Source organism: Sulfurifustis variabilis (genome assembly GCF_002355415.1).
Taxonomy (GTDB): domain Bacteria; phylum Pseudomonadota; class Gammaproteobacteria; order Acidiferrobacterales; family Sulfurifustaceae; genus Sulfurifustis; species Sulfurifustis variabilis.
In genome coordinates this window covers 3,033,099-3,051,973 of the sequence record NZ_AP014936.1, presented here as the reverse complement: position 1 = coordinate 3,051,973, position 18,875 = coordinate 3,033,099, and the positions used below count along the sequence as shown (strand labels likewise).

20 protein-coding genes are annotated in these 18,875 nt (G+C 61.3%); 9 read left to right on the top strand and 11 right to left on the bottom strand.

The window, feature by feature from the left end; translation table 11 throughout:
* The first annotated feature begins 10 nt into the window (after nt 1-10).
* Entirely contained in the window at nt 11-3,292 is a 3,282-nt protein-coding gene (locus SVA_RS14790) for a DUF499 domain-containing protein (protein WP_096461953.1), read from the top strand.
* Here the strand turns inward: SVA_RS14790 and SVA_RS19840 are convergent.
* Entirely contained in the window at nt 3,267-3,497 is a 231-nt protein-coding gene (locus SVA_RS19840; protein ID WP_169924122.1) for a hypothetical protein, read from the bottom strand. The genes SVA_RS14790 and SVA_RS19840 overlap by 26 nt on opposite strands.
* Before the next feature lie 324 nt (nt 3,498-3,821).
* Between SVA_RS19840 and SVA_RS14780 the strand changes: the two genes are divergently transcribed.
* The 5 genes from SVA_RS14780 (at nt 3,822) to SVA_RS19550 (ending at nt 7,342) form a co-directional block, all read left to right on the top strand.
* Entirely contained in the window at nt 3,822-4,862 is a 1,041-nt protein-coding gene (locus SVA_RS14780) for a type IV toxin-antitoxin system AbiEi family antitoxin (RefSeq protein ID WP_169924121.1), read from the top strand.
* A complete protein-coding gene (locus SVA_RS14775; protein ID WP_148665500.1) occupies nt 4,849-5,697 on the top strand; it encodes a nucleotidyl transferase AbiEii/AbiGii toxin family protein in 849 nt (282 codons plus the stop codon). The genes SVA_RS14780 and SVA_RS14775 overlap by 14 nt, the downstream gene beginning before the upstream one ends.
* Nucleotides 5,698-5,950: 253 nt before the next feature.
* Nucleotides 5,951-6,436, top strand: a complete 486-nt coding sequence (locus tag SVA_RS14770) for a TIR domain-containing protein (protein ID WP_096461949.1) — start codon at nt 5,951-5,953, stop codon at nt 6,434-6,436.
* A gap of 13 nt (nt 6,437-6,449) precedes the next feature.
* Nucleotides 6,450-6,884: a hypothetical protein gene (locus SVA_RS14765; protein ID WP_096461948.1), complete on the top strand. Its 435-nt coding sequence runs from the start codon at nt 6,450-6,452 to the stop codon at nt 6,882-6,884.
* A 170-nt stretch (nt 6,885-7,054) separates the two neighbouring features.
* On the top strand, nt 7,055-7,342 hold the full coding sequence (locus SVA_RS19550) for a hypothetical protein (protein ID WP_148665499.1): 288 nt from the start codon (nt 7,055-7,057) through the stop codon (nt 7,340-7,342).
* Nucleotides 7,343-7,401: 59 nt separating this feature from the next.
* On the opposite strand, the gene SVA_RS14760 is transcribed toward SVA_RS19550, so the two are convergent.
* Complete coding sequence (locus tag SVA_RS14760) at nt 7,402-7,761, bottom strand: hypothetical protein (RefSeq protein WP_148665498.1); 360 nt, start codon at nt 7,759-7,761, stop codon at nt 7,402-7,404.
* A 270-nt stretch (nt 7,762-8,031) separates the two neighbouring features.
* Here SVA_RS14760 and SVA_RS14755 point away from each other — a divergent pair, with 270 nt between their 5' ends.
* The 3 genes from SVA_RS14755 (at nt 8,032) to thpR (ending at nt 9,871) form a co-directional block, all read left to right on the top strand.
* A complete protein-coding gene (locus SVA_RS14755; RefSeq protein ID WP_096461946.1) occupies nt 8,032-8,652 on the top strand; it encodes a transcriptional regulator in 621 nt (206 codons plus the stop codon).
* The gene (locus SVA_RS14750; protein WP_096461945.1) at nt 8,636-9,067 is read left to right on the top strand and encodes a hypothetical protein; all 432 of its coding nucleotides are present in this window, start codon (nt 8,636-8,638) and stop codon (nt 9,065-9,067) included. Before SVA_RS14755 ends, SVA_RS14750 begins: the two co-directional genes overlap by 17 nt.
* 297 nt (nt 9,068-9,364) lie before the next feature.
* Complete coding sequence (gene thpR, locus SVA_RS14745; protein ID WP_169924120.1) at nt 9,365-9,871, top strand: RNA 2',3'-cyclic phosphodiesterase; 507 nt, start codon at nt 9,365-9,367, stop codon at nt 9,869-9,871.
* A 6-nt stretch (nt 9,872-9,877) separates the two neighbouring features.
* On the opposite strand, the gene SVA_RS14740 is transcribed toward thpR, so the two are convergent.
* The 9 genes from SVA_RS14740 to SVA_RS14700 all read right to left on the bottom strand — a co-directional run bounded on the left by SVA_RS14740 (nt 9,878) and on the right by SVA_RS14700 (nt 18,795).
* On the bottom strand, nt 9,878-10,504 hold the full coding sequence (locus SVA_RS14740) for a Rieske 2Fe-2S domain-containing protein (protein ID WP_096461943.1): 627 nt from the start codon (nt 10,502-10,504) through the stop codon (nt 9,878-9,880).
* 88 nt (nt 10,505-10,592) lie between these two features.
* A complete protein-coding gene (locus SVA_RS14735) occupies nt 10,593-11,867 on the bottom strand; it encodes an HD-GYP domain-containing protein (RefSeq protein WP_096461942.1) in 1,275 nt (424 codons plus the stop codon).
* Nucleotides 11,868-11,949: 82 nt separating this feature from the next.
* A complete protein-coding gene (locus tag SVA_RS14730; protein ID WP_096461941.1) occupies nt 11,950-12,810 on the bottom strand; it encodes a phosphoribulokinase in 861 nt (286 codons plus the stop codon).
* A 156-nt stretch (nt 12,811-12,966) separates the two neighbouring features.
* A complete protein-coding gene (gene soxB, locus SVA_RS14725; RefSeq protein ID WP_096461940.1) occupies nt 12,967-14,712 on the bottom strand; it encodes a thiosulfohydrolase SoxB in 1,746 nt (581 codons plus the stop codon).
* A 143-nt stretch (nt 14,713-14,855) separates the two neighbouring features.
* A complete protein-coding gene (soxA, locus tag SVA_RS14720) occupies nt 14,856-15,722 on the bottom strand; it encodes a sulfur oxidation c-type cytochrome SoxA (protein WP_096461939.1) in 867 nt (288 codons plus the stop codon).
* A gap of 63 nt (nt 15,723-15,785) precedes the next feature.
* Entirely contained in the window at nt 15,786-16,100 is a 315-nt protein-coding gene (gene soxZ, locus SVA_RS14715) for a thiosulfate oxidation carrier complex protein SoxZ (protein WP_096461938.1), read from the bottom strand.
* Nucleotides 16,101-16,137: 37 nt separating this feature from the next.
* Nucleotides 16,138-16,602, bottom strand: coding sequence for a thiosulfate oxidation carrier protein SoxY (gene soxY / locus SVA_RS14710; RefSeq protein WP_096461937.1), 465 nt, complete (start codon nt 16,600-16,602; stop codon nt 16,138-16,140).
* 60 nt (nt 16,603-16,662) lie between these two features.
* A complete protein-coding gene (gene soxX, locus SVA_RS14705) occupies nt 16,663-17,073 on the bottom strand; it encodes a sulfur oxidation c-type cytochrome SoxX (protein ID WP_096461936.1) in 411 nt (136 codons plus the stop codon).
* Between the two features lie 201 nt (nt 17,074-17,274).
* A complete protein-coding gene (locus tag SVA_RS14700; protein ID WP_148665497.1) occupies nt 17,275-18,795 on the bottom strand; it encodes a beta-barrel assembly-enhancing protease in 1,521 nt (506 codons plus the stop codon).
* Nucleotides 18,796-18,875 lie beyond the last annotated feature (80 nt).

Here is an 18,875-nt window from a genome sequence, read left to right as displayed (position 1 = left end):
AGTTCGATTAATGGCCAAAACAACCGTAAAACCCTGGCATGAAGTCGTTCGGCTGCGCGCCGACGTCAAGAGTGCAGAGCTGTCACTCAAGGCCTTCGCCGCCGACCTGTATGATGTGATGCTCGGGCGCAATCCCGGGGTTTATCACGACCCCAAGCAGTTCTTCGCCCTCACTTATGCCACCGTCCGCTTGCGCGATCTTGCCCGCGATGTTACACGGCGCCTCGCAGGCAAGTCGGAGAAGGCGGTGCGCCAGCTCCATATGACCTTCGGCGGCGGCAAGACGCACTCGCTGATTACGCTCGTCCATCTCACACAGGAGCCCGAGCGGCTTCCCGATATCCCCGCTGTGCAGCAGTTCAAGGCGCATTGCGCCCTGGAAGGCGGCTTCCCTAAAGCGCGGGTGACAGCGGTGGTGTTCGACCGGCTCGATGCCGAGATGGGTTGCGAGGCCAAGGCGCCTGATGGGCAACTCCGCGCCCTCAAAATGCCATGGAGCGTGCTTGCCTGGCAGCTGGCGGGCGAGGCTGGACTAAAGCTGCTGAAGGAAGATGGAACGGAGCGTCCGACCCCACCGGCCACCAACGTGATGGAAAAACTGCTCGGCCTCGCTCGCAAGGAACAGCCCTCGGTGCTGATCCTGTTCGATGAGGTGCTGTGGTTCGTGCGCACCATGGCGGATCAGGACCCGAAATGGGTTGGGCGTATGGCCGATTTTCTGCACAGCCTCACTCAGGCGGTCGCCAAGGTGCCGCAATGCTGCCTGGTGGCGTCCCTGCTCGCCTCCGAGACCAAGAAGATGGACGAGCTGGGTAAGCGCATCAGCAAGGAGCTCTACGACGAGTTCAAGCGCGTGGCCGACGAAGGCATCCAGCCGGTGGAAAGTCATGACGTGCCGGAGATTCTGCGCCGCCGGTTGTTCGAGCTTGAAAGCTACACGGACCAAAGCCAGTGGCCGCAGCAGGTGATGGCCGCGCTCAACAGCATCGAAATGATCGACGAGTACACCAAGAAGCACCGCGCCCAGGAGGAAAAGCGTTATCGCGATGCCTACCCCTTCCATCCCGATCTGATCGATGTGTTCTACGGAAAGTGGACGGGACTAGAGGGGTTCCAGCAGACGCGCGGGATACTGAAAACCATGGCGACGGCCCTCCGCGATGCCGAGAAGTGGGACAAGCAACCGATTGTCGGCGCGCAAGTGTTTCTGGCTCCAGATAATGGTGATGGATTAAGCGCCGCCGCCATAGAGCTCGCCAATACTGCCCAACTGGAACAGTATGAAGGGCGGAGACAAAACTGGCCCGCAATCTTGCAGGCTGAATTTGGGCTTGCCAAAAAGGCCCAGGAAGGTCTCGCCAGCCTGAACGGTCGCGAGGTTGAGCAGGCGGTGGTGGCAACCTTCCTGCACTCCCAGCCGATCGGTCAACGGGCTGTAACGCGCGAGCTGAAACTTCTTATCGGTGGCGGGGCGCCAGATCGCATCGAACTGGAGAAAGGGCTACTTCGTTGGGCTGATACTTCCTGGTACCTCGACGACACCTTTATTGATGATCGGGAGGATGGGTTACCGAAACTGTGGCGGCTGGGATCGAAACCGAACCTCAAGCAGATGCACCATGATGCACGCACTCACATCAGCCCGACGGTATTGGACGAAGTGCTGGAGAAGGAGATCCGTGGCGCGTCGAAGCTTGTCGAGGGCGCGCGCGGCGCTGGCGTAAAGGTGCATATGCTGCCGTCGCGGCCGTCAGAGGTCGAGGATGACGGCGAGTTCCACTATGCCGTGCTCGGACCTAAGGCGGCCTCCGAGGGCGGCAGGCCGAGCCCCGAGGCCAAGCGGTTCGTTGATGAGACGACGGGCCCCGAGAAACCACGCGCCTTGAACCGGAACGCGGTGGTACTCGCCGTGCCGTCGAAGGAGGGTATCGAAGTCGCCCGCGAGAAGGTGCGCGACCTCCTGGGTTGGGAGAAGGTGCGCGAGATGCTCAAGGAACGGGACGACGTGGACACGGCCGCGCAGGCCAGGCTTGAAACCAATCTTCGTGCAGCGCGTGGCGAGATGGTCTCGCAGATCGTGATCGCGTATTGCATTGCGGTCACGGTGAATGATTCCAACGACATCTCCGCCTACCGCATCAACGTCGACAACGACCCGTTGTTCAGCAAGATCGTGGCCGATAAGCGGTTGCGGATCGAGAGCACCGCAGTCAATGCCGAGGCACTGCTGCCGGGCGGGCCGTATGACCTGTGGGCGGAAGGCGAGAAAGCGCGCTTCGTGAAAGACCTAGTTGGTGCCTTCGCTGCGACGGCAAGGCTGCCGAAGATGCTCAACCGCACCGCGATTTTGGAAACCCTGCTCCAAGGCTGCGAGACCGGTGATTTCGTTCTGCGTGTCACACGTGCGGACAAGTCGATCCGGACCTTCTGGAAGTGTCGGCCCGACGAGGCTGCCCTGAGCGACCCGAGCCTGGAAGTCGTCTTGTCTGATGCCGCGCTACTGACCGAGCTCGATCCTGCACTCCTGCCTCCCGGAGTTTTGCCGGGGCTGTGGGGCAAGGAATCGATCACCCTCGCCGACGTGGGATCGTACTTCTCTGGTAAGCACTTTGTGGCCATCGACAAAGGAGGCTATACGGAAAACCTGCTCATCCCGGCTGCCGAAGAAGGGGCGATCAAGACGGCAGTCGCGCAGGCCATCAAGAGCGGACGCATCTGGCTGGTTAACGGGACGATCAGTGTTCTGGGCGAAGACGTACCGGCTGGGTTCGTAAACGAGCATGCCATCCTATACCCGCCGCCCACACCGATCCCCGCTACCGATCTCATCCCCGCGGAGCTTGGCGAGGCGTGGAGCGGTGAGTACACCACCGCACATTTGTTGCACGCGGCGCTTTCAGCTAAGGCAGGCAAGCCGCTCCCTTGGGTGCCGGTCCGTCAGGCGCTGGACGATGGATTCCGCCTGGGCTTGTTCGAGCGGACGCTGGAATCCAGTCCCTGGCCGTGTGACCTCGGTGGCGCCAGTGCCATCAAGGTTCGATTGGTCAAGGATAAAGCCAAGGAGACCACAGGCGGAGCTTACGGTGCCAAAGTGGCCACCGCCGAGCTAGCGACCCACGAGGTCCAGGATCTGGCCGACCAGGTCGATGCGCTGCGACAGGCGACGGCGGGACATCCATTGCGCATCAAGGTGACAGTCGAGTTAGGGGAAGCGGGTAAGGTCGAGCAGGACGTCGTCGATCGAGTGAACGGTATCTTGAGTAAGGTCAAGCCGGGCTGGAAGGTGAGCTGAAGACGCTGGAAGAAGCTGTGGTGGCGACGCCAGCAGCACCACCTTCTTGCCGGCGAAGGAACAGCGCCGGCGCGAAGCGGTGCGACAACGCCGCCTCGAAGAAGCCCGGGCGCAGGCGCTTGAGATTCAACTCGCGGCTTGGCAAAAGAGCCAGCAGGTCCGGGACTACGTCGAGGCGGTGCGGCGCACTGCGATCGAACGCCACGGTGCCATTGGGCCTGGCAGCCACCTCGAACGGTGGTTGACCTGGACCAGCGAATACGCCGACCGACTGGACCCGCTGCGTAGGGACCCCGCCGACTTTTGGCTTGCCGAAAGTGACACGGATTCGGCATAAGCGGTGATGGCGGCGGTAAGGGCGCTTCGAGGGTGATAGGAAGCTCCTGAGCGGTGAGAAGGGCGTAAAGGTAGGCCCCTCCCGCTGGGCTTTTGGCCTTGCCATGCTTTTTCCCAGGATCTGGATGTTCACGAATTGCGTATGTTCACAATTTGTGTACACTACAAATCAGTGAACAAACCGGCACACCCCGTGAACGAGCGAGCCCAGACCCCGCCGCTTAAGGGCGCCGCAGCGGCCATTCTCCGCGATGCCCTCAAGGCCTTCGAGGCAGTGACCGCGATGCCGGCGGCCGCGGTAAAGGTACACGTCCGTCTGCCGGAAGGGGTGGCGGATGCGGTTCTTAAACTGCCCGACGGGAAGACGCTCATTGTAGAAGTCAAACGGACGCTGACCCCGGCCACCCTGGGCCAGGCCGCCGCCCAGCTGGCACGGTTCAAGAAGCCCGGTGTGCTGGTAGCTCCGTACGTCACCCCACCCATGGCGGAGCGGCTGAAGGCCCTCGACGTGCCATTCATGGACACAGCCGGAAACGCCTACATCCGGCTGCCCAATCTGCTCATCTTCGTTACGGGCCGAAAGCTGCAGGCACTGACACCAAGGGAGAAGCGTCTGCGCGCGTTGCGCCCGACGGGCCTAAAGGTGCTCTTCGCGCTTCTGTGCCGACCGGATTTGATTGATGCCCCATATCGAGACATTGCACGGGCGGCTGGTGTCGCTCTCGGTACCGTAGGCTGGGTCTTTGACGATCTGCGAAGACTTGGGCATATCCGCGAAACGAAGGCGCACGGACGTGTGCTCGAGGATCGGGAAGGTCTGATCGACAAATGGGTCGAAGCATATGCCCGGGAACTGCGACCAAAACTTAAGCCGCGACGCTTCCGGGTCGCGAATGCCGATTGGTGGAAAACAGAAGATCTTGCAGAGTTGGATATGTGGTTGGGCGGCGAACCCGCGGCCGGTATCCTGACAAAGCACCTTCGTCCCGAGGTCATAACCATCTATGGCGACACACACTTCGCGACCCTGGCCCGTCGGACCCAACCGGCCAAGGATGAACATGGAAACCTCGAGCTACTGCAAAAGTTCTGGCACTTCGACCTGCCCCGCACTGACAAGCGTTATCCACTCGCTCCGCCGCTGTTGATCTACGCCGACCTCGTCGCAACAGCCGACGCGCGCAACATCGAAACTGCTCAAATCATCCGGGAGCGGTTTCTTGCCAAAGCCTAAGCCTTACGTCGACGAGCGCACGCTTGCGCTGCTTCGGGCCGTTGCCAAGACGGCCGGTGAGTTACACATAGCATGGATGGTGACCGGCGCTGCTGGGCGGGTGATGCTCCTTGAGGGGGTGTATGGCTTACCCCACGGACGTGCAACGCAGGATGTTGACCTTGGAGTGATGGTCGCGAATTGGGAGCAGTACCGAGCCCTGGTCGAGCGAATAAGCCAGGACAAACGCTTCCAGCCAGACCCGAAACAGCGGCAGCGGCTCAGGTTTCGCGATGATGGCCTGCTGGACCTAGTGCCGTTCGGCGATATCGAAGCCCGCGACCGGACAATTCGCTGGCCGCCGGAGAACGATTTTGCGATGAGCGTGATCGGGTTCCGCGAAGCTTATGCCGAGGCAGTCGTGGTGTCTCTCGATGGTCTGAGCGTGCCGGTGGTCAGCCCCGTTGGGCTCGCGTTACTCAAGCTCGTGGCCTGGAGCGAGCGGCATCATACGCAGCCCAAGAAGGATGCTGCGGATCTGGCCTATGTGCTGCGCCACTTCAGCGCGATCCTCACCGAGCAGGTGCTGTTTGACGAATATTTCTCGATCGTCGAAACATCAGGGTTCGATGTAGACGTGGCGGCGAGCCGGGTGCTCGGTCGCAAGATAGCCAACCTCGCGGCCGAGGATACTCGGTCATACGTTCTCAATCTGCTCCACAGGGAGCTCAAGCAAGGAACCGACTCCAAGTTGGTGCGAGAGGTGGGTGAACATTTGGCGGGAGCAGGAGAAGAACGGGCCCTTCAGTTGCTAGAAAGCCTGAGAACCGGTTTCGTCGAGACAGCGGGAAAGTGAACACGCAGGGGATACACCAAGAAACTCACAGGGGCTCCAAATGTCGTTGATGCCTGCCGCTACTTTGCGGTCGTGCGTAGGGGCCCTTGGCCAAAAATAAACCGCAACTTATTTACTTTTGAACGTCCAGGCTTAGGCCGCCCTTCGGCGCCCCTTGGGCACCCCCCCGCTTCGCTTCTCCTTAAGCACTGTTACAATCGCGGGTATTCCGACGGATCATACTGTGGCATGGCTGACCGGCAGGAGTCGTCAAATGGCTAGGAAACCCGTCTTTTACAGCTTCCACTTCGACAATGACGTATTCCGGGTCCAGCAAGTAAGAAACATGGGCGCCTTAGACGGCAATGAGCCGGTGTCTCCCAATGAGTGGGAGACCGTCAAAAGAAAGGGTGACGCCGCCATTGAGAAGTGGATCGAAGACAACATGAAGTACAAGCAGTGCATCGTCGTCCTGGTTGGCAGTGAGACCGCGAATCGGCGCTGGGTGCGCCACGAAATAGTCAAGGCATGGAATGACGAGAGAGGTGTGATCGGTATTTATATCCACAATTTGAAGTGCATGAAGACCGGTACTACCTGTGCGAAAGGACAAAACCCGTTCGATGTGATCAAGTTTGATGATGAAACGCCTCTGTCGCGCTATGTGACTTGCCACGACCCCAACTTCTGGGATGCCTACAACGACATCAAGAACAACATTGAGCACTGGGTAGATCAGGCGATCCGTGCAAGACGATAAATCACGCAAGTCGATGCGCGAACACTACCTTCGCCTAGACGACACCTCGCCTTCGGTGCAAACGCACCTCGGGATCGTTCAAGGTGTAATCGACAGGATGGCGGGGAACGCGACGTCATGTAAAACATGGTGCATCACTCTTGTGTCGGCGATTCTTGTCGTCATTGCCGATAAGGACCGACCGAATCTCTCACTGCTCGCCGTTCCTCCCGTTTTGATTTTCGGTGCCCTCGACGTCTATTACTTGGCGCTGGAAAACGGCTTCCGGAATTCGTACGACGCATTTATCACGAAGTTGCACGCCGGAAAGCTCCTGCCAAGCGATCTGTACTCGATGCGGCCGTCTGGCAAGTTCAAGGCCAAAGCGCTCAAGTCGTTTTCGGTATGGGCGTTCTATGGGTCGCTGCTAGTGATAATTGCTGGAGCTTGGTGGCTAGTCTTGCAATGACTTAATGGGGCCCATATGTCGTATTACTCACTCAAACAGAGGATGACCCATCGCTACCGCGACTACCAGAAGCTCTCCGAATGGGTGGTTAAGACATACAACTTGCTCACATCCGATCCCTGCAAGAAAGAGCTTGATTCCGTCGGTGTTACATTATCCGAGATGGACACTTGCGTTTCGCCCTCAACCACCTTGGTCGAGACTTTGAAATCGTTTTTGCATTGACCAATCCATCCGAGGGCCGCCTATTTGCGGTCGCTTCTTTGTACGAAAAACCGCGATGGACGGGGCGGCCGATTCAACGTAGCAAAGCCTACCTGGATCGCGCTGGAAATATCTTCTGGAAGCCAGACGACACGTTCAGCGATTTTGCACTGCCTCACGAAAGTGTCCTGGATTTCATATTCAAGATATTGCTTGATGTTCCCGCGGCGAGTATCGATTCAGCAAAATCGTGACCCGTAGGAGGAACAACAGTCGAGTTGCTGCACGCCAGCGGCCTGTCCGATTGGCGGGGCTAGTCAGCGGTGCGATTCCCTAATCTTTCTTTCTCCATATCCTCAATAACACGGTTAGCCAGTATTTTCGCGATGATGTCTAGAGCTTCTTTTGCCTTTTCTTTTTCCTGTGCTCTGCGGTAAGCCGTCTTCCAGGTGGGATCAAGCAACTTATGCGTGAATGACTGCTCTACCGCGCGAGAGTCGTACCACTTCTGCCTGCACAGATGGCAAATGACTTGGTTGTCGCCGGCACGCAGAAACAACATCCGCATCTCGATGATGATCCATCGCCCCTTAGTGGCCGGGCAGGGGAGCCGCGTCTTTTCGCAGACGGGGCACCACTGTTTTTCGATTGGCGGCGGTCCGTGCTTTTTCATCGTTCTTGGCAGCCTACACTTGTCGAAAAATGTTTGATATTTCGACACATTGGGCGGAGGTGTCCATTGCATCGACTAATTACGACATAAGTAACCAGTTTCAGTAATTGGTACCCTGTGGGCGCGCTCGTCTATCGAGTCGACCCATCGCGAAGGGCTGGAGCGGGGCGGGTGGCCCGCACGGAACGCGCGATTGCGCGCCACTGAAGCTGGCGCAATAACGGTTGCTTGATCATACCCGAATTGGGGTTTAATATACCCAATATGGGTATGAAAAAGCGATCAGCTAAACTGCCACCGCCGACATCCGGGCTCGCCGACGCGATTTTTACGAAGGTGCAGCAGCGTGTGTTAGCAGTGCTATTCGGGAATCCGGGTCGGAGCTTTTATGCGAACGAGGTGATCGCGCTGGCCGCTTCCGGCACGGGTGCCGTGCAGCGGGAGTTGGCCCGTCTCGAGGCGGCGGGGCTGGTGACCGTCACGCGCGTGGGTAAGCAGAAGCACTATCAGGCCAATGCGGCGGCGCCGGTGTTTGAGGAGTTGCGCGGCTTGGTGTTGAAGACATCCGGCTTGGTGGACGTGTTGCGCGCCGCGCTGGCGCCGCTCGCGGCCCAGATCAGCGCGGCGTTTGTCTATGGTTCCGTGGCCAAGAGGCAGGACACGGCGAAGAGCGATATCGATCTGATGGTCGTGAGCGATAGCCTGTCTTATGCTGATCTTTTCTCCGCCCTGGAAGAGGCAACGAACCGACTTGGGCGGGTAGTGAATCCAACAGTTTACTCCCGGCAGGAACTCGACAAGCGTGTTCGGGCGGACAACGCGTTCATTAAGCGAGTATTGGCGCAACCCAAGTTATGGGTGATCGGGGAGGAGCATGGCCTCGCCGCTTGAGAATCTGAGTGGGCCCGGCAAATCTCTCCAAGAGGAACCGCCGGATGCAAAAGAGTTTGCGGGTCTGAAACGTTCCGGCCTCGCGCGACTAACCGATGCCACCAATGCCGCTAACTCGTTGGAGGGCCGTTTCGATCTCGCTTACAACGCCGCGCATGCTCTATGTCTAGCCGCATTGCGCTGGCACGGTTACCGGCCGGCTAACCGATACATCGTCTTTCAGGTATTGCCGCATACGCTCGGATTAGGGCCGGAGGTCTGGCGGGTGCTAGACCAATGTCACAGGATTCGTAATCTCGGCGAGTACGAGGGTGATTTGAATGTGAATGAACAGCTGGTCAAGGATCTGATCAAGGCGTGTCGCGCGGTGGCCGCCAAACTCGATACCCTGAAGCCACCTTCGGGAGCGAAGTAAGGCATGCCGACTCCAAGCTCCAGAAGTTTGGACGCGACCTCGCGTGGTTCATCATTCGTCGGGGCACATGAATCCTTGCGTAAGCGATACTCCAAAAAAATTTTCGTGTGGCATTTTTGTGCCACTTCAGTGGGCCCACCTGGGCATTTTGCTGCTTTTGTGTGCAACGGGCGCTCCGTAAGTGGTTGAATTGATTACGCCCACAAAAACAGCTAGTGTCTTTTAACCAGTTGGTCGCAGGTTCAAGTCCTGCACGGCCCACCAGCATCGGCACCCCTCATGGCCGAGGACGCGAGCGTGAATGATCGGCTCTTCTTCGCGCTCTGGCCGGACCCGGACGTGCAAGCACGCCTTGCGTCTCTTGCCGCCGCGTACGAAGGACGCCGCGTCGCAACCGAGAACCTCCATTTGACGCTCGCCTTTCTCGGCTTGACGGATACGGATCGTCGCGCCTGCTATGAACGGGCCGCCCAAACGGTCCCGTTCGTACCATTCGATCTCGTGCTCACCGAGGTACAGTGGCAACGGCGCCGGGGGATCGCATGGATGGCGGCCCGCGGGGTCCCCGCCGAACTCACCGCGCTCGTGAGCGCCTTGAACGACGCCCTCCGCAAGTGCGGGTTCACGCCGGAAGCGCGTCCCTTTCGGGCGCACGTGACACTCGCGCGAAAGGTGCGGCGGGGAGGGCGAGTCGAGCCCGATCCCATCCGTTGGCGGGTCGACCGCTTCTGGCTCGTTTCGTCGCAGCTCGCTCCCGGCGGCTCGCGTTACACCCCCGAACGCTGCTGGCCGACTCCGGCCTAGGCGCACCTACCAGTAGGCGTACAGCCGCCCGTTTTCGACCTTGTGCTCGAAGCGCTTCAGCGGACGGTTCCCCTTGTCGATGCACTTTCCGGAGCGGATGTCGAAAGCCCACTGGTGCTTGGGGCACGTGAGACGCAGCCCCTCGAGGGCCAGGTGCGGGATGTTGGTCACCTGGTGGGGGCAGCGCGAGTCGTAGACGCGAAAGTCCTCGGCGGTCCGATAGACGAAGAGGCTGCGGCCGTCCGCGTCGCAGTATGTCACCTTTCCCTCGGGCAGCTGGTCGGTCGCGCTCAGCTCGTGCCAGCGCTGCTCGGCCCCCAGGTTCTCCGGCCGGAACTCCGGCAGGTCCATGTCGAGCAGGATGTCCGTGGCCCACACGATCTTCGAGAGTCCGAGGGCGGGAAACGCGTGCAGAATGGCGTCGAGTATCTCCGCCGGCCGGCAGCCGGCTTCGAGCGCGCGCACGACGTACTGGCGCAGGCCGTTTTCGGTCTGCGTCGCGACCTTGGTGATGACCGTGATGAGCGCCCGGGTCTTGGGGTCCAGCGATTTGCCGGTTTCCTTCAGGAACTTCAGGTACGCCGTCATGGCCTCCGGGCGGGCCTTGACGAGGTAATTGAGGGCGTCGCTCATGCTCGGGTCCTGGTTTGTGGCTCGCGGCCGCGCGGCACGCGAGTCACATTATCCCGTGGAATGGAGCCGCGGGCCAGCGCGCGGCGGCTTACGCGGTAAGGGGGAGGTACTGAACGGGGTTGATGCCGAAGCTGCCGACGGGCAGCACGTTGCGGATCTCGATCGCGCGCCTTCCCGGTTCGGGGCGTTCCTGCATGAGGTCGATGACCTTCACGGACTGGAGCGGCCGCTTGTCCGCGTCCAGCACGAGCGCGACGCGCGGTCGCAACCGGCGGACGCGGTTCACCGAGACCACGACGCCGATGCTTCCGGTGTTCATCTCGACGACGCTTCCGATCGGGTAGATGCCCATGCACTGAATGAACTGCTCGACGAGGCGGTCGTGGAAGTCCTTGCGCCGCCACTCGTAGAGCTTGCGCAAGGCGTCGTGCGGCGACATGCCCTTGTGGTAGGCGCGATCGCTGGTGATCGCGTCATAACAGTCGACAATCGCACCGACCTGGCCGAAGAGACCGATTTGATCGCCCTTGAGACCGAGCGCGTACCCGCTGCCGTCGAAGCGTTCGTGGTGTCCCTTGACCACCTCGATCGCGCCATCGGGAATGCCGACCGTCTGCTCGAGTATCTCGACGCCGAACGGCACATGACGCTTCATCAGCGCGAACTCACCCGGAGTGAGTCCACCCGGCTTGTTCAGGATCTCGCCCGGCACCTTCATCTTGCCCACATCGTGCAGCAGCGCGCCGAGTCCCAGTACGTTGAGCTCCTCTTCCGGCAAACCCAGGTGCCGCCCGAAGGCCAGCGCGAGCACGCAGACCCTCACGCTGTGCATCGCGGTGTACTCGTCCTTGTTCTTGAGCTGGGTCAGACAGACGAGCGCGTCGGGGTTGCGCAGAATGCTGCGCACCATCTGCTGCACACGGATCTTTGCGGTGGGCGAATCGAGGGCGCGCCCCAGCCGGGCGTCCTCCATGATGTTGTAAACGAGCGAACGGGCGTCCCGTTCGATCTCACGCGCGGTCCCCATCTCCTCTTCGACGGAGACGAGATCTTCGTAGCGCGGCCTCTGCGGATGGTGCTCCGAGAATTTGTCGAGTATCTCGAAACCGAGCCGCTTGGCGGCGAACTCGTCCGGAGCCGGCGCTCCGACAGGGAGAGACGCTCGCGGGCGAAGCCCCTCCTGACGCAGCTCGACCTCGGTTTCGACGTAGACGTACTTGCAGATCCGCTGAAGCTCCTCGAGCTCCTCCTGAGTGCGGATCTCAAAACCCTGGAACAGGAAACGACTTTCGATCCATGGCCGGTCGAGCTCGCTGACGTACATCCCCAGCCGCAGATGCTGTACGCCGATTTTCTTCTTCACAGCCTAAAGTGGCTGCAAGAACCATGCCGTCAAGGGGTGAGAGCTGCAGGCGCGCGTAAGTCGCAAGCCATTGTTTTATCGGTCACTTTTTATGCGTAATCATTTCGTGAATCAGCGGAGTCAGGATGAGCTCCATGGCGAAACCCATTTTGCCGCCGGGAACGACGATCGTGTTCGGACGCGACATGAACGAGTCGTGGATCATCGCGAGCAGGTAGGGGAAGTCGACTCGCTTCGCTTCCCTGAACCGGATGACGACCAGGCTCTCGTCCGGTGTCGGGATGTCTCGCGCGATAAACGGGTTGGAGGTATCGACGACCGGTACCCGCTGGAAGTTCACGTGGGTGCGCGAAAACTGCGGGGTGATGTAGTGCACATAGTCGTACATGCGTCGCAGTATCGTGTCGACCACCGCTTCGGGCGAGTAGCCGCGCTCTGCGCAGTCGCGGTGGATCTTCTGTATCCACTCCAGATTGACGATCGGCACCACGCCGATCAGGAGATCGACCCACCGGGCCACATCGACGCTCTCGGTCACGACGCCGCCGTGCAGCCCTTCGTAAAACAGCAGGTCAGTGCCGGGCTCGATGTCGCGCCAGGGGGTAAAGGTGCCGGAGGTCTGGTTGTACGGTTTGGCCTCCTCGTCGTTGTGCAGATAGAGCCGAACCTTCCCGCTTCCCGTTTCCGAGTAGGTGCGAAAGAGCTCTTCCAGCTTGTCGAAGAGGTTCGATTCCGGTCCGAAGTGGCTGATGGGGCGCAGGGGGTCGGAGGCCGCGATCGCCTTCTTCATCTCGGCGCGGTCGTAGCGGTGGAAGCTGTCGCCCTCGACCACCGCGGGCTGAATCTTCTCGCGACGGAAGATGTGTTCGAAGGCGCGCTTGACCGTCGTGGTCCCGGCGCCCGATGAGCCGGTGATCGCGATGATCGGGTGCTTCCTGGACATTGTTGTAGGTCCCCCTGAATGCATAGTGGAAAGCGGCAGATTGTAACCGACCCCCGAGGCCGCTCGCCATACGGCCGCTCGTCGGCGCGGAGGCAAAAAAAACGCGCGGAGGAGCCGCGCGTTTCAGGGTCCATGCGGGCCGGCGGCCCGCTCGGGTCAGATCTTGGTGTAGCCCGGGTTCCCGTCCGCGCCCTTGAGCTGCGGCACGTAGGGTTCCGTGACCTTGACCGTTTTCTTGTCGCGCAGGTACTCGGCCACGATGTCCCAGATGGGCTTGAGCGTTTCGGGCTGGGGATGCACGCTTGCCCACCCGGCCACCTTGTACGTCTTCTTGGCGTCGAGCGGCTTGCCGTGCACCCGAAGATCGGAGATTCGCTGGCCGTGGGACTTCGTCAGATCGAGCGCGTAGGTGAGGCCGCCCACCCGCACCATGTCCCCGCCCTGCTGGTAATACGGATCGGGGTGATAGAGGTTGTCGGCGATGTCCTCGAGAATCACCTTGATCTGCTCGCCGGAGGTCTGGTTGAGCGTAGCGGCGCCGTAGGTGATCGCCGTCTGGTCCATGAGATGCTCGAACAGAATCGGGTCCCCAGGGAGGAGGGTGGTGCCCCAGCGGAAGCCCGGAGAGAAGGCGATCTCCGCGTCCTGCACGGCGAGCATCGCATCCACGATGAGCTGGTCGAACGTCCCGTTGAAGTTACCGCGCCGGTAGAGAAGGCTCTCGGTCACGGCAAGCTTCTCCTCAAGCTTGTCCTTGTAGGGCGCGCGCACCTTCTCGATGTAGGCGGCCATCTCCTTGTCAGCAGGCAGCATGTTGGCGAAAACGGGGAGAAGCTTGTAACGGAAGTCCGCCACCTTCCCGCCCCGCACATCGAGATCGAGCACCGAGAGGAACTTGGTGTTGGAGCCGGAGTTGATGACGAGCGTCCTGCCCGACTTGTTCGGCACGATCGAAGGGGCAGGCATGGCGTCGTGGGTATGCCCGCCCAGGATCACGTCGATGCCGGTGACGCGGGAGGCCATCTTCAGATCGACGTCCGTCCCGTTGTGCGAGAGCACGACGACCACCTGTGCGCCCTTGCCGCGTGCCTCGTCGACCAGCCGCTGCACCTCCTCGTCACGGATGCCGAAGGACCAGTCGGGGAACGCGAAGCGGTTGTTCGCGATCGGCGTGTAGGGAAACGCCTGACCGATCACCGCGACCGGAATCTTGTTCACTTCCTTGATCACGTACGGCGTGAACACACGGTCCTCGCCGAAGCTCGTGTCGAACACGTTCTGCGCGATGAAGTCGATCTTGCCCGCGAGGTCGATCTCCACGATCTCTTTGACGCGCTCGGCCCCGTACGTGAACTCCCAGTGTCCGGTCATTACCTCGATTCCGAGAAGCTTCTGCGCATCCACCATGTCCTGTCCCCGCGTCCAGAGCGCGGTCGCGGACCCTTGCCAGGTATCGCCGGCGTCCAGGAACAGCGTGCGGTTCGGCCGGCTGTCGCGCATCATCTTCACCAGCGTCGCCATATGGGCGAACCCGCCCACCTTTCCGTACCGCCGGGCTGCTTCCTCGAAGTCGAGGTACGTGAAGGCGTGGGCCTCCGGCGTTCCCGCCGCGATGTTGAAGTGCTTGAGCAGGGCCTCGCCAACGAGATGCGGAGGCTTGCCGCGCGCCTCCCCCACGCCGATGTTGATGTTCGGCTCCCGGAAGTAGATGGGCATCAGCTGCGCATGGCAGTCGGTCATGTGCAGCAAGGTCACGTTGCCGAACGGCGGCACGTCGTAGAAGTTGCCGGCCGCCTTACCGGCCGCGCCGGCCGTCTTCGTGGATCGCTCACAGCCCACGCCGAGGCCAGCGGCGCTGGCGAGGGCGAGCATCTGGAGGAATTCGCGACGGGAAAGACTCATGGGTGACTCCGAGTGAAATTGCGGCGGGGCCGCGGACGGATTACGCGTAAGACGGATCGGCGACGGCGCTTATTCCGGATTCGGCCGGTCCGAAAAAAACCCGGCCACGGGGGCCGGGTTCGGTTTTCGACTTCGGGCGGCGACTAGTTGCGCAGCGACGGCGCCATGAGCGGCAGGCCGCTGCTCAGGTACGTCTCGTACAGCTGCAGATGGTCATAAATCTTGTCGCCGTGCTTGAACGGCTTGGCGCGGGACTGCGAGTTGCACGTCCGGTAGCGATGGTGGATCGTCTCCAGCTGGCCCCACACGAGCCGGTACGCCGGCCAGCCGACCGGGTGCCCCAGCGCCGCGGACAGCGGCTGGTTCCCGCCGAAGTTCTTGCCGGCCAGGTCCATGTGGCAGTTCGAGCAGGAGAAGTTGAGCTGGCCACGGCGCTGCCACCAGAACTTCTTGCCCTCCTCGTACGCCTGGACCGCGCCGGGTTTGGAGAGGTCGATCGCGACGCGCTGGCCCTTCGACAGCTCGTAGAACGCCGCGGTCAGGCTGGCCAGCTGGTTACGGGCCTTCTTGTCCTTGCTGAGATCGGCCTCCATGAAGGGGCGCACCTCGCCGTTCTTCTTGAGGCAGTCGACGATGTCCATCTCGGCCGTGCGCACCTGTTTGCTGCCTTCGTCCCAATAGGGGTAGTGCTGGGCGATGTTCTTGCCGCCGTTCTTGAAGCAGCTCGCGTAGGTCTTGCCGTTCTTGAAGGGGGTGTTCCATTCCTTCTGGCCGGCTTCGAGCTCGATCTCGTACGGCGGGAACTCCTCGATCGCCCGCCACTGGTCGCGATAGTCGTCCATGCCGGGCAGCGCGTAGAGGCCGATGGCGTAGTCGTCGAACTTGACGGTGGGGAACTTCTTCTTGAAGAACTCGCGGAACTGCTTGAGGTCGGCGGCCGGATCGGCCTGGACCAGCGAGGCCGAGCCGGCGACGCCGAGCGCGGCAATCAGGATCATGATTTTTTTCATTACTTCGTCTCCTCCTGCGGTTGAGCGGCGGCGCCGCGCGAGCCGCGGCGCCGTTCGGGGGCTTCAGCGGACCGTGGTTTCGGCCTCGCCCGTCTCTCCCTTGTTGTCGCTCCACGTCACCTTCACTTTGTCGCCGGCTTTGGCGTTCTTGACCCGGACGCCTACCAGCGGATCCTTCGACACCGCCACGCCGAGGTCGGCCACGGCCACTTCCTTGCCGTTCAGCGAAAACGTCATCTTCTGGATGAAATGAGCGGGAATCTTTTCCTTGGTCTTCGGATCCGTGCGCTGACCGGTTTCCATCGGATGGTTCACGAGCACCAGGATTTCGGTCGCCCCGTCCTGGCTCTTGGTCCGCATGCGAGTCTGTCTTGCCATTGTCTCAATCCTCTAGTCGGTTGCCGGTGTCGTGCGCTTAACCGCCGCAGCCGCCGACGGTAACCTTGATGTTCTGCTTGGCCGTGTAGAGCTTGTCGCCCGCCTTCACGACGCACTGCACATCGGAGGTCTGGCCCATCTTCATGCGGGCGGAGAAGTAGCCCTCGGCACCGTTGCAGTTCAGGTTGGCGACCAGCGGGAACTGGTTCTTCTCCACATACAGGCTGATCGCCTGCACGTTCGGCATGTTCGCGGAGACGGTGATCGGTACCACCGCGCCGTTCTCGGCCTGGATCGGTGCCTTGATCTTGATCTCGTTCGACGCGGCCGCCGACGTGTTGCCGTACAGGCTCTTCAGCGTCTCGTCGACGCTCTTCGCCGCGAAGGCATCCTTGGGCCACTCGGCCGCCAGCACGCGGCCGGGTTTGAGCAACCCCGCGCCTGCGGCGACGCCGACGACGGCGGCGGCCATCGTGCCCTTCATGAAGGTTCTGCGATGCATGTTTGTCACGACCTTTCCTCCTCGGGAGTCAGATACTTCTGTAATACGGAATCGTCTCGGCTAGAGCGTGAGCACGAATTCCACGACCTTGTCGATCTCGTCCGGCGACAAGATCTTGTGTTCCCCGAACGGTGGCATCACGCTGTCTGGGTTGAACTGGTGCGGGTTGCTGATCTGCGCCCGCAGCTTCGCCTTGTCCGGGAAGCGCTGCTTCATGGCAACGAGCGGCGGGGCGATGTTGCCGGAGGAGATGCCGGCGATCTGGTGACAGGCCATGCAGTTTCCTTTGCGGCGATTGATGACGACGCAACCGCCCTGGGTTGCCGTGTCCAGCTTTTTCACGGCCTCTTCGTCCTTGCAGGTTTTATCGTCCGGTACCTGACCCGCGGCCTGGGCGGGGGTGGTCCACAGCAGCGATCCGACGAGAAAAGCGGCGGTCGTGCCGACGAGAGCTTTGACGGTTTTCCCCATTTCTCCTCCTGGTGTTTGTCTTGGGCTAAAGCCGGTAGGCCGGCTTCTTATCTATAAAGGGAGTGCGCAGAGGGAACTTGCACTGCGTTACGTGCAAGTAACGCCACGACGCGAGACAGAATACAGAAATCCGAAACATAAAAACAACCCCACATCTGGCGCATATTAGCGTCCTTTAATAGAGACGCAGCGGACGACTTTTTATTTCGTGCGGTATAGCGCCAGCTCTTCTCGGATGGCCTGAATCCGCGCCTCCAAGCTGGCCTGGAGATAAAAATTGTCCCCTACGTAGCGGGACGCGAGCTGGAGCTGCTCGATGGCGGCCCCCGGGTTGCCGTTCAGATAATAGTGCTCGGCCATCGCCTGGTGCGCCTCCGGGCGCCTGCCGGCCTCGCCTGCCGCCTGGGCGAGAAGCTCGTAGAGCACCGGGTCGTCCGGCCGTTGCTTGATCGCCGCCCGCAGGATCGCTTCCGCGTCGCGAGCGCGCCCGGAGCGCAGGAGTGCCCGTCCGTAGTTGCGCGCGAGCGGGGGATAGGACGGGTGCGCGCGATAGGCATCCGCGTACGCGCGGAGACCGGGTACCGTGCGACCCGAGGAGAGCTCCACTTCGGCGGCGAGCATGCGGAAGGCGACTTCGTTGGGGTGCCGCTCGGTCAGTTTGCGTGCCTCGGCGCGGGCGGTGCCGTACTGTCGTGCGCGCAGGAGCGCCAGTGCGTAACCGTAGCGTTCCGCGTCGGCGCTCGCATGCTTTCCTTCGGCCAGGTTCTGCGCGAAACCCCGGGCGATCTCGGCAGGATCACCGGGCGCCAACGCCCTGATCTTCGCGCGTGTCAGAAGGAATCCCTGGCTGTCCGGAACCTGGCGATACGTGTACCGCTCGGCGCGATCGCGGGAATCGGCGATGCGGGAGGTGGTGACCGGGTGCGTGCGCAGGAACTCGGGCAGGTTGGTCTCGTTGTGCCGATTCATGTTCTGCATGCGCTCGAAGAAAGAAGGCATCGCGCGCGGGTCGAGACCCGCTTCCGCAAGGATCGCGACACCGATGCGGTCGGCCTCTTCTTCGGAGGATCGCGTGAAGTTGATCCCTTTCTGCGCGAGCGTGGCGGTGGTGAGCGCGATTGCCGCCTCGCCGCCCTGCTGGCCCGACCCGGCGAGCAGGATCGCACCGAGCAGCGCGGCCATCGCCGGCAGCGTCGTCCGCTGCGCTTCGGTCAGCATGCGCGGAATATGACGTTGCGTGATATGCGCGATTTCGTGCGCCAGGACCGAGGCAAGCTCCGCCTCGCTCTGAGCCGCGAGGATGAGCCCCGTGTGGACACCGATGAAGCCACCGGGCATCGCGAACGCGTTGATCGACGGATCGGAGACCACGAAAAAGCGGAAGTCCTGCGACGCATTGTCGCTGTGGGATACCAGGCGTTGGCCCAACTGCTGGACGTAGTCATTGACTTCCGCGTCGTCCAGGAAGACGAGCTGACGGCGCGCCTTGCGCATCAGCTCTTCTCCGAGCTTGCGCTCCTGCGCAGGCGATATGACGGTCAGAGACGTATCGCCAAGATCCGGAAGCGCGACCGGGCTGGCTTGTGCGACGACGCCGTGAGCGGCAAGCAGAGCGGAAAGCAGGTAGGCGGGCAAACGGGGCATGGCTACATAATATGCGGTTGCTTCTCCCGAACTAAAAGGCGGTCGATCGAATCCGGATCGCAGCGACCGATCCTCCAAGGCAACACCCTTCAGAGGCCGATGATCCCGTTCGGTTCCCGCAAGCCCGACGAGCCATTTGGCACCCCAGGCTCGAGTAC

Excerpts from the sequence above, each read along its gene's own strand:
- soxZ (WP_096461938.1), bottom strand. The coding sequence starts at position 16,100 with ATGGCAAGACAGACTCGCATGCGGACCAAGAGCCAGGACGGGGCGACC.
- soxB (WP_096461940.1), bottom strand. The coding sequence starts at position 14,712 with ATGAGTCTTTCCCGTCGCGAATTCCTCCAGATGCTCGCCCTCGCCAGC.
- SVA_RS14755 (WP_096461946.1), top strand. The coding sequence starts at position 8,032 with ATGAAAAAGCGATCAGCTAAACTGCCACCGCCGACATCCGGGCTCGCC.
- SVA_RS14750 (WP_096461945.1), top strand. The coding sequence starts at position 8,636 with ATGGCCTCGCCGCTTGAGAATCTGAGTGGGCCCGGCAAATCTCTCCAA.
- SVA_RS14790 (WP_096461953.1), top strand. The coding sequence starts at position 11 with ATGGCCAAAACAACCGTAAAACCCTGGCATGAAGTCGTTCGGCTGCGC.
- SVA_RS14765 (WP_096461948.1), top strand. The coding sequence starts at position 6,450 with ATGCGCGAACACTACCTTCGCCTAGACGACACCTCGCCTTCGGTGCAA.
- SVA_RS14730 (WP_096461941.1), bottom strand. The coding sequence starts at position 12,810 with ATGTCCAGGAAGCACCCGATCATCGCGATCACCGGCTCATCGGGCGCC.
- soxX (WP_096461936.1), bottom strand. The coding sequence starts at position 17,073 with ATGGGGAAAACCGTCAAAGCTCTCGTCGGCACGACCGCCGCTTTTCTC.
- SVA_RS14760 (WP_148665498.1), bottom strand. The coding sequence starts at position 7,761 with ATGAAAAAGCACGGACCGCCGCCAATCGAAAAACAGTGGTGCCCCGTC.
- soxY (WP_096461937.1), bottom strand. The coding sequence starts at position 16,602 with ATGCATCGCAGAACCTTCATGAAGGGCACGATGGCCGCCGCCGTCGTC.
- SVA_RS14740 (WP_096461943.1), bottom strand. The coding sequence starts at position 10,504 with ATGAGCGACGCCCTCAATTACCTCGTCAAGGCCCGCCCGGAGGCCATG.
- SVA_RS14770 (WP_096461949.1), top strand. The coding sequence starts at position 5,951 with ATGGCTAGGAAACCCGTCTTTTACAGCTTCCACTTCGACAATGACGTA.
- soxA (WP_096461939.1), bottom strand. The coding sequence starts at position 15,722 with ATGAAAAAAATCATGATCCTGATTGCCGCGCTCGGCGTCGCCGGCTCG.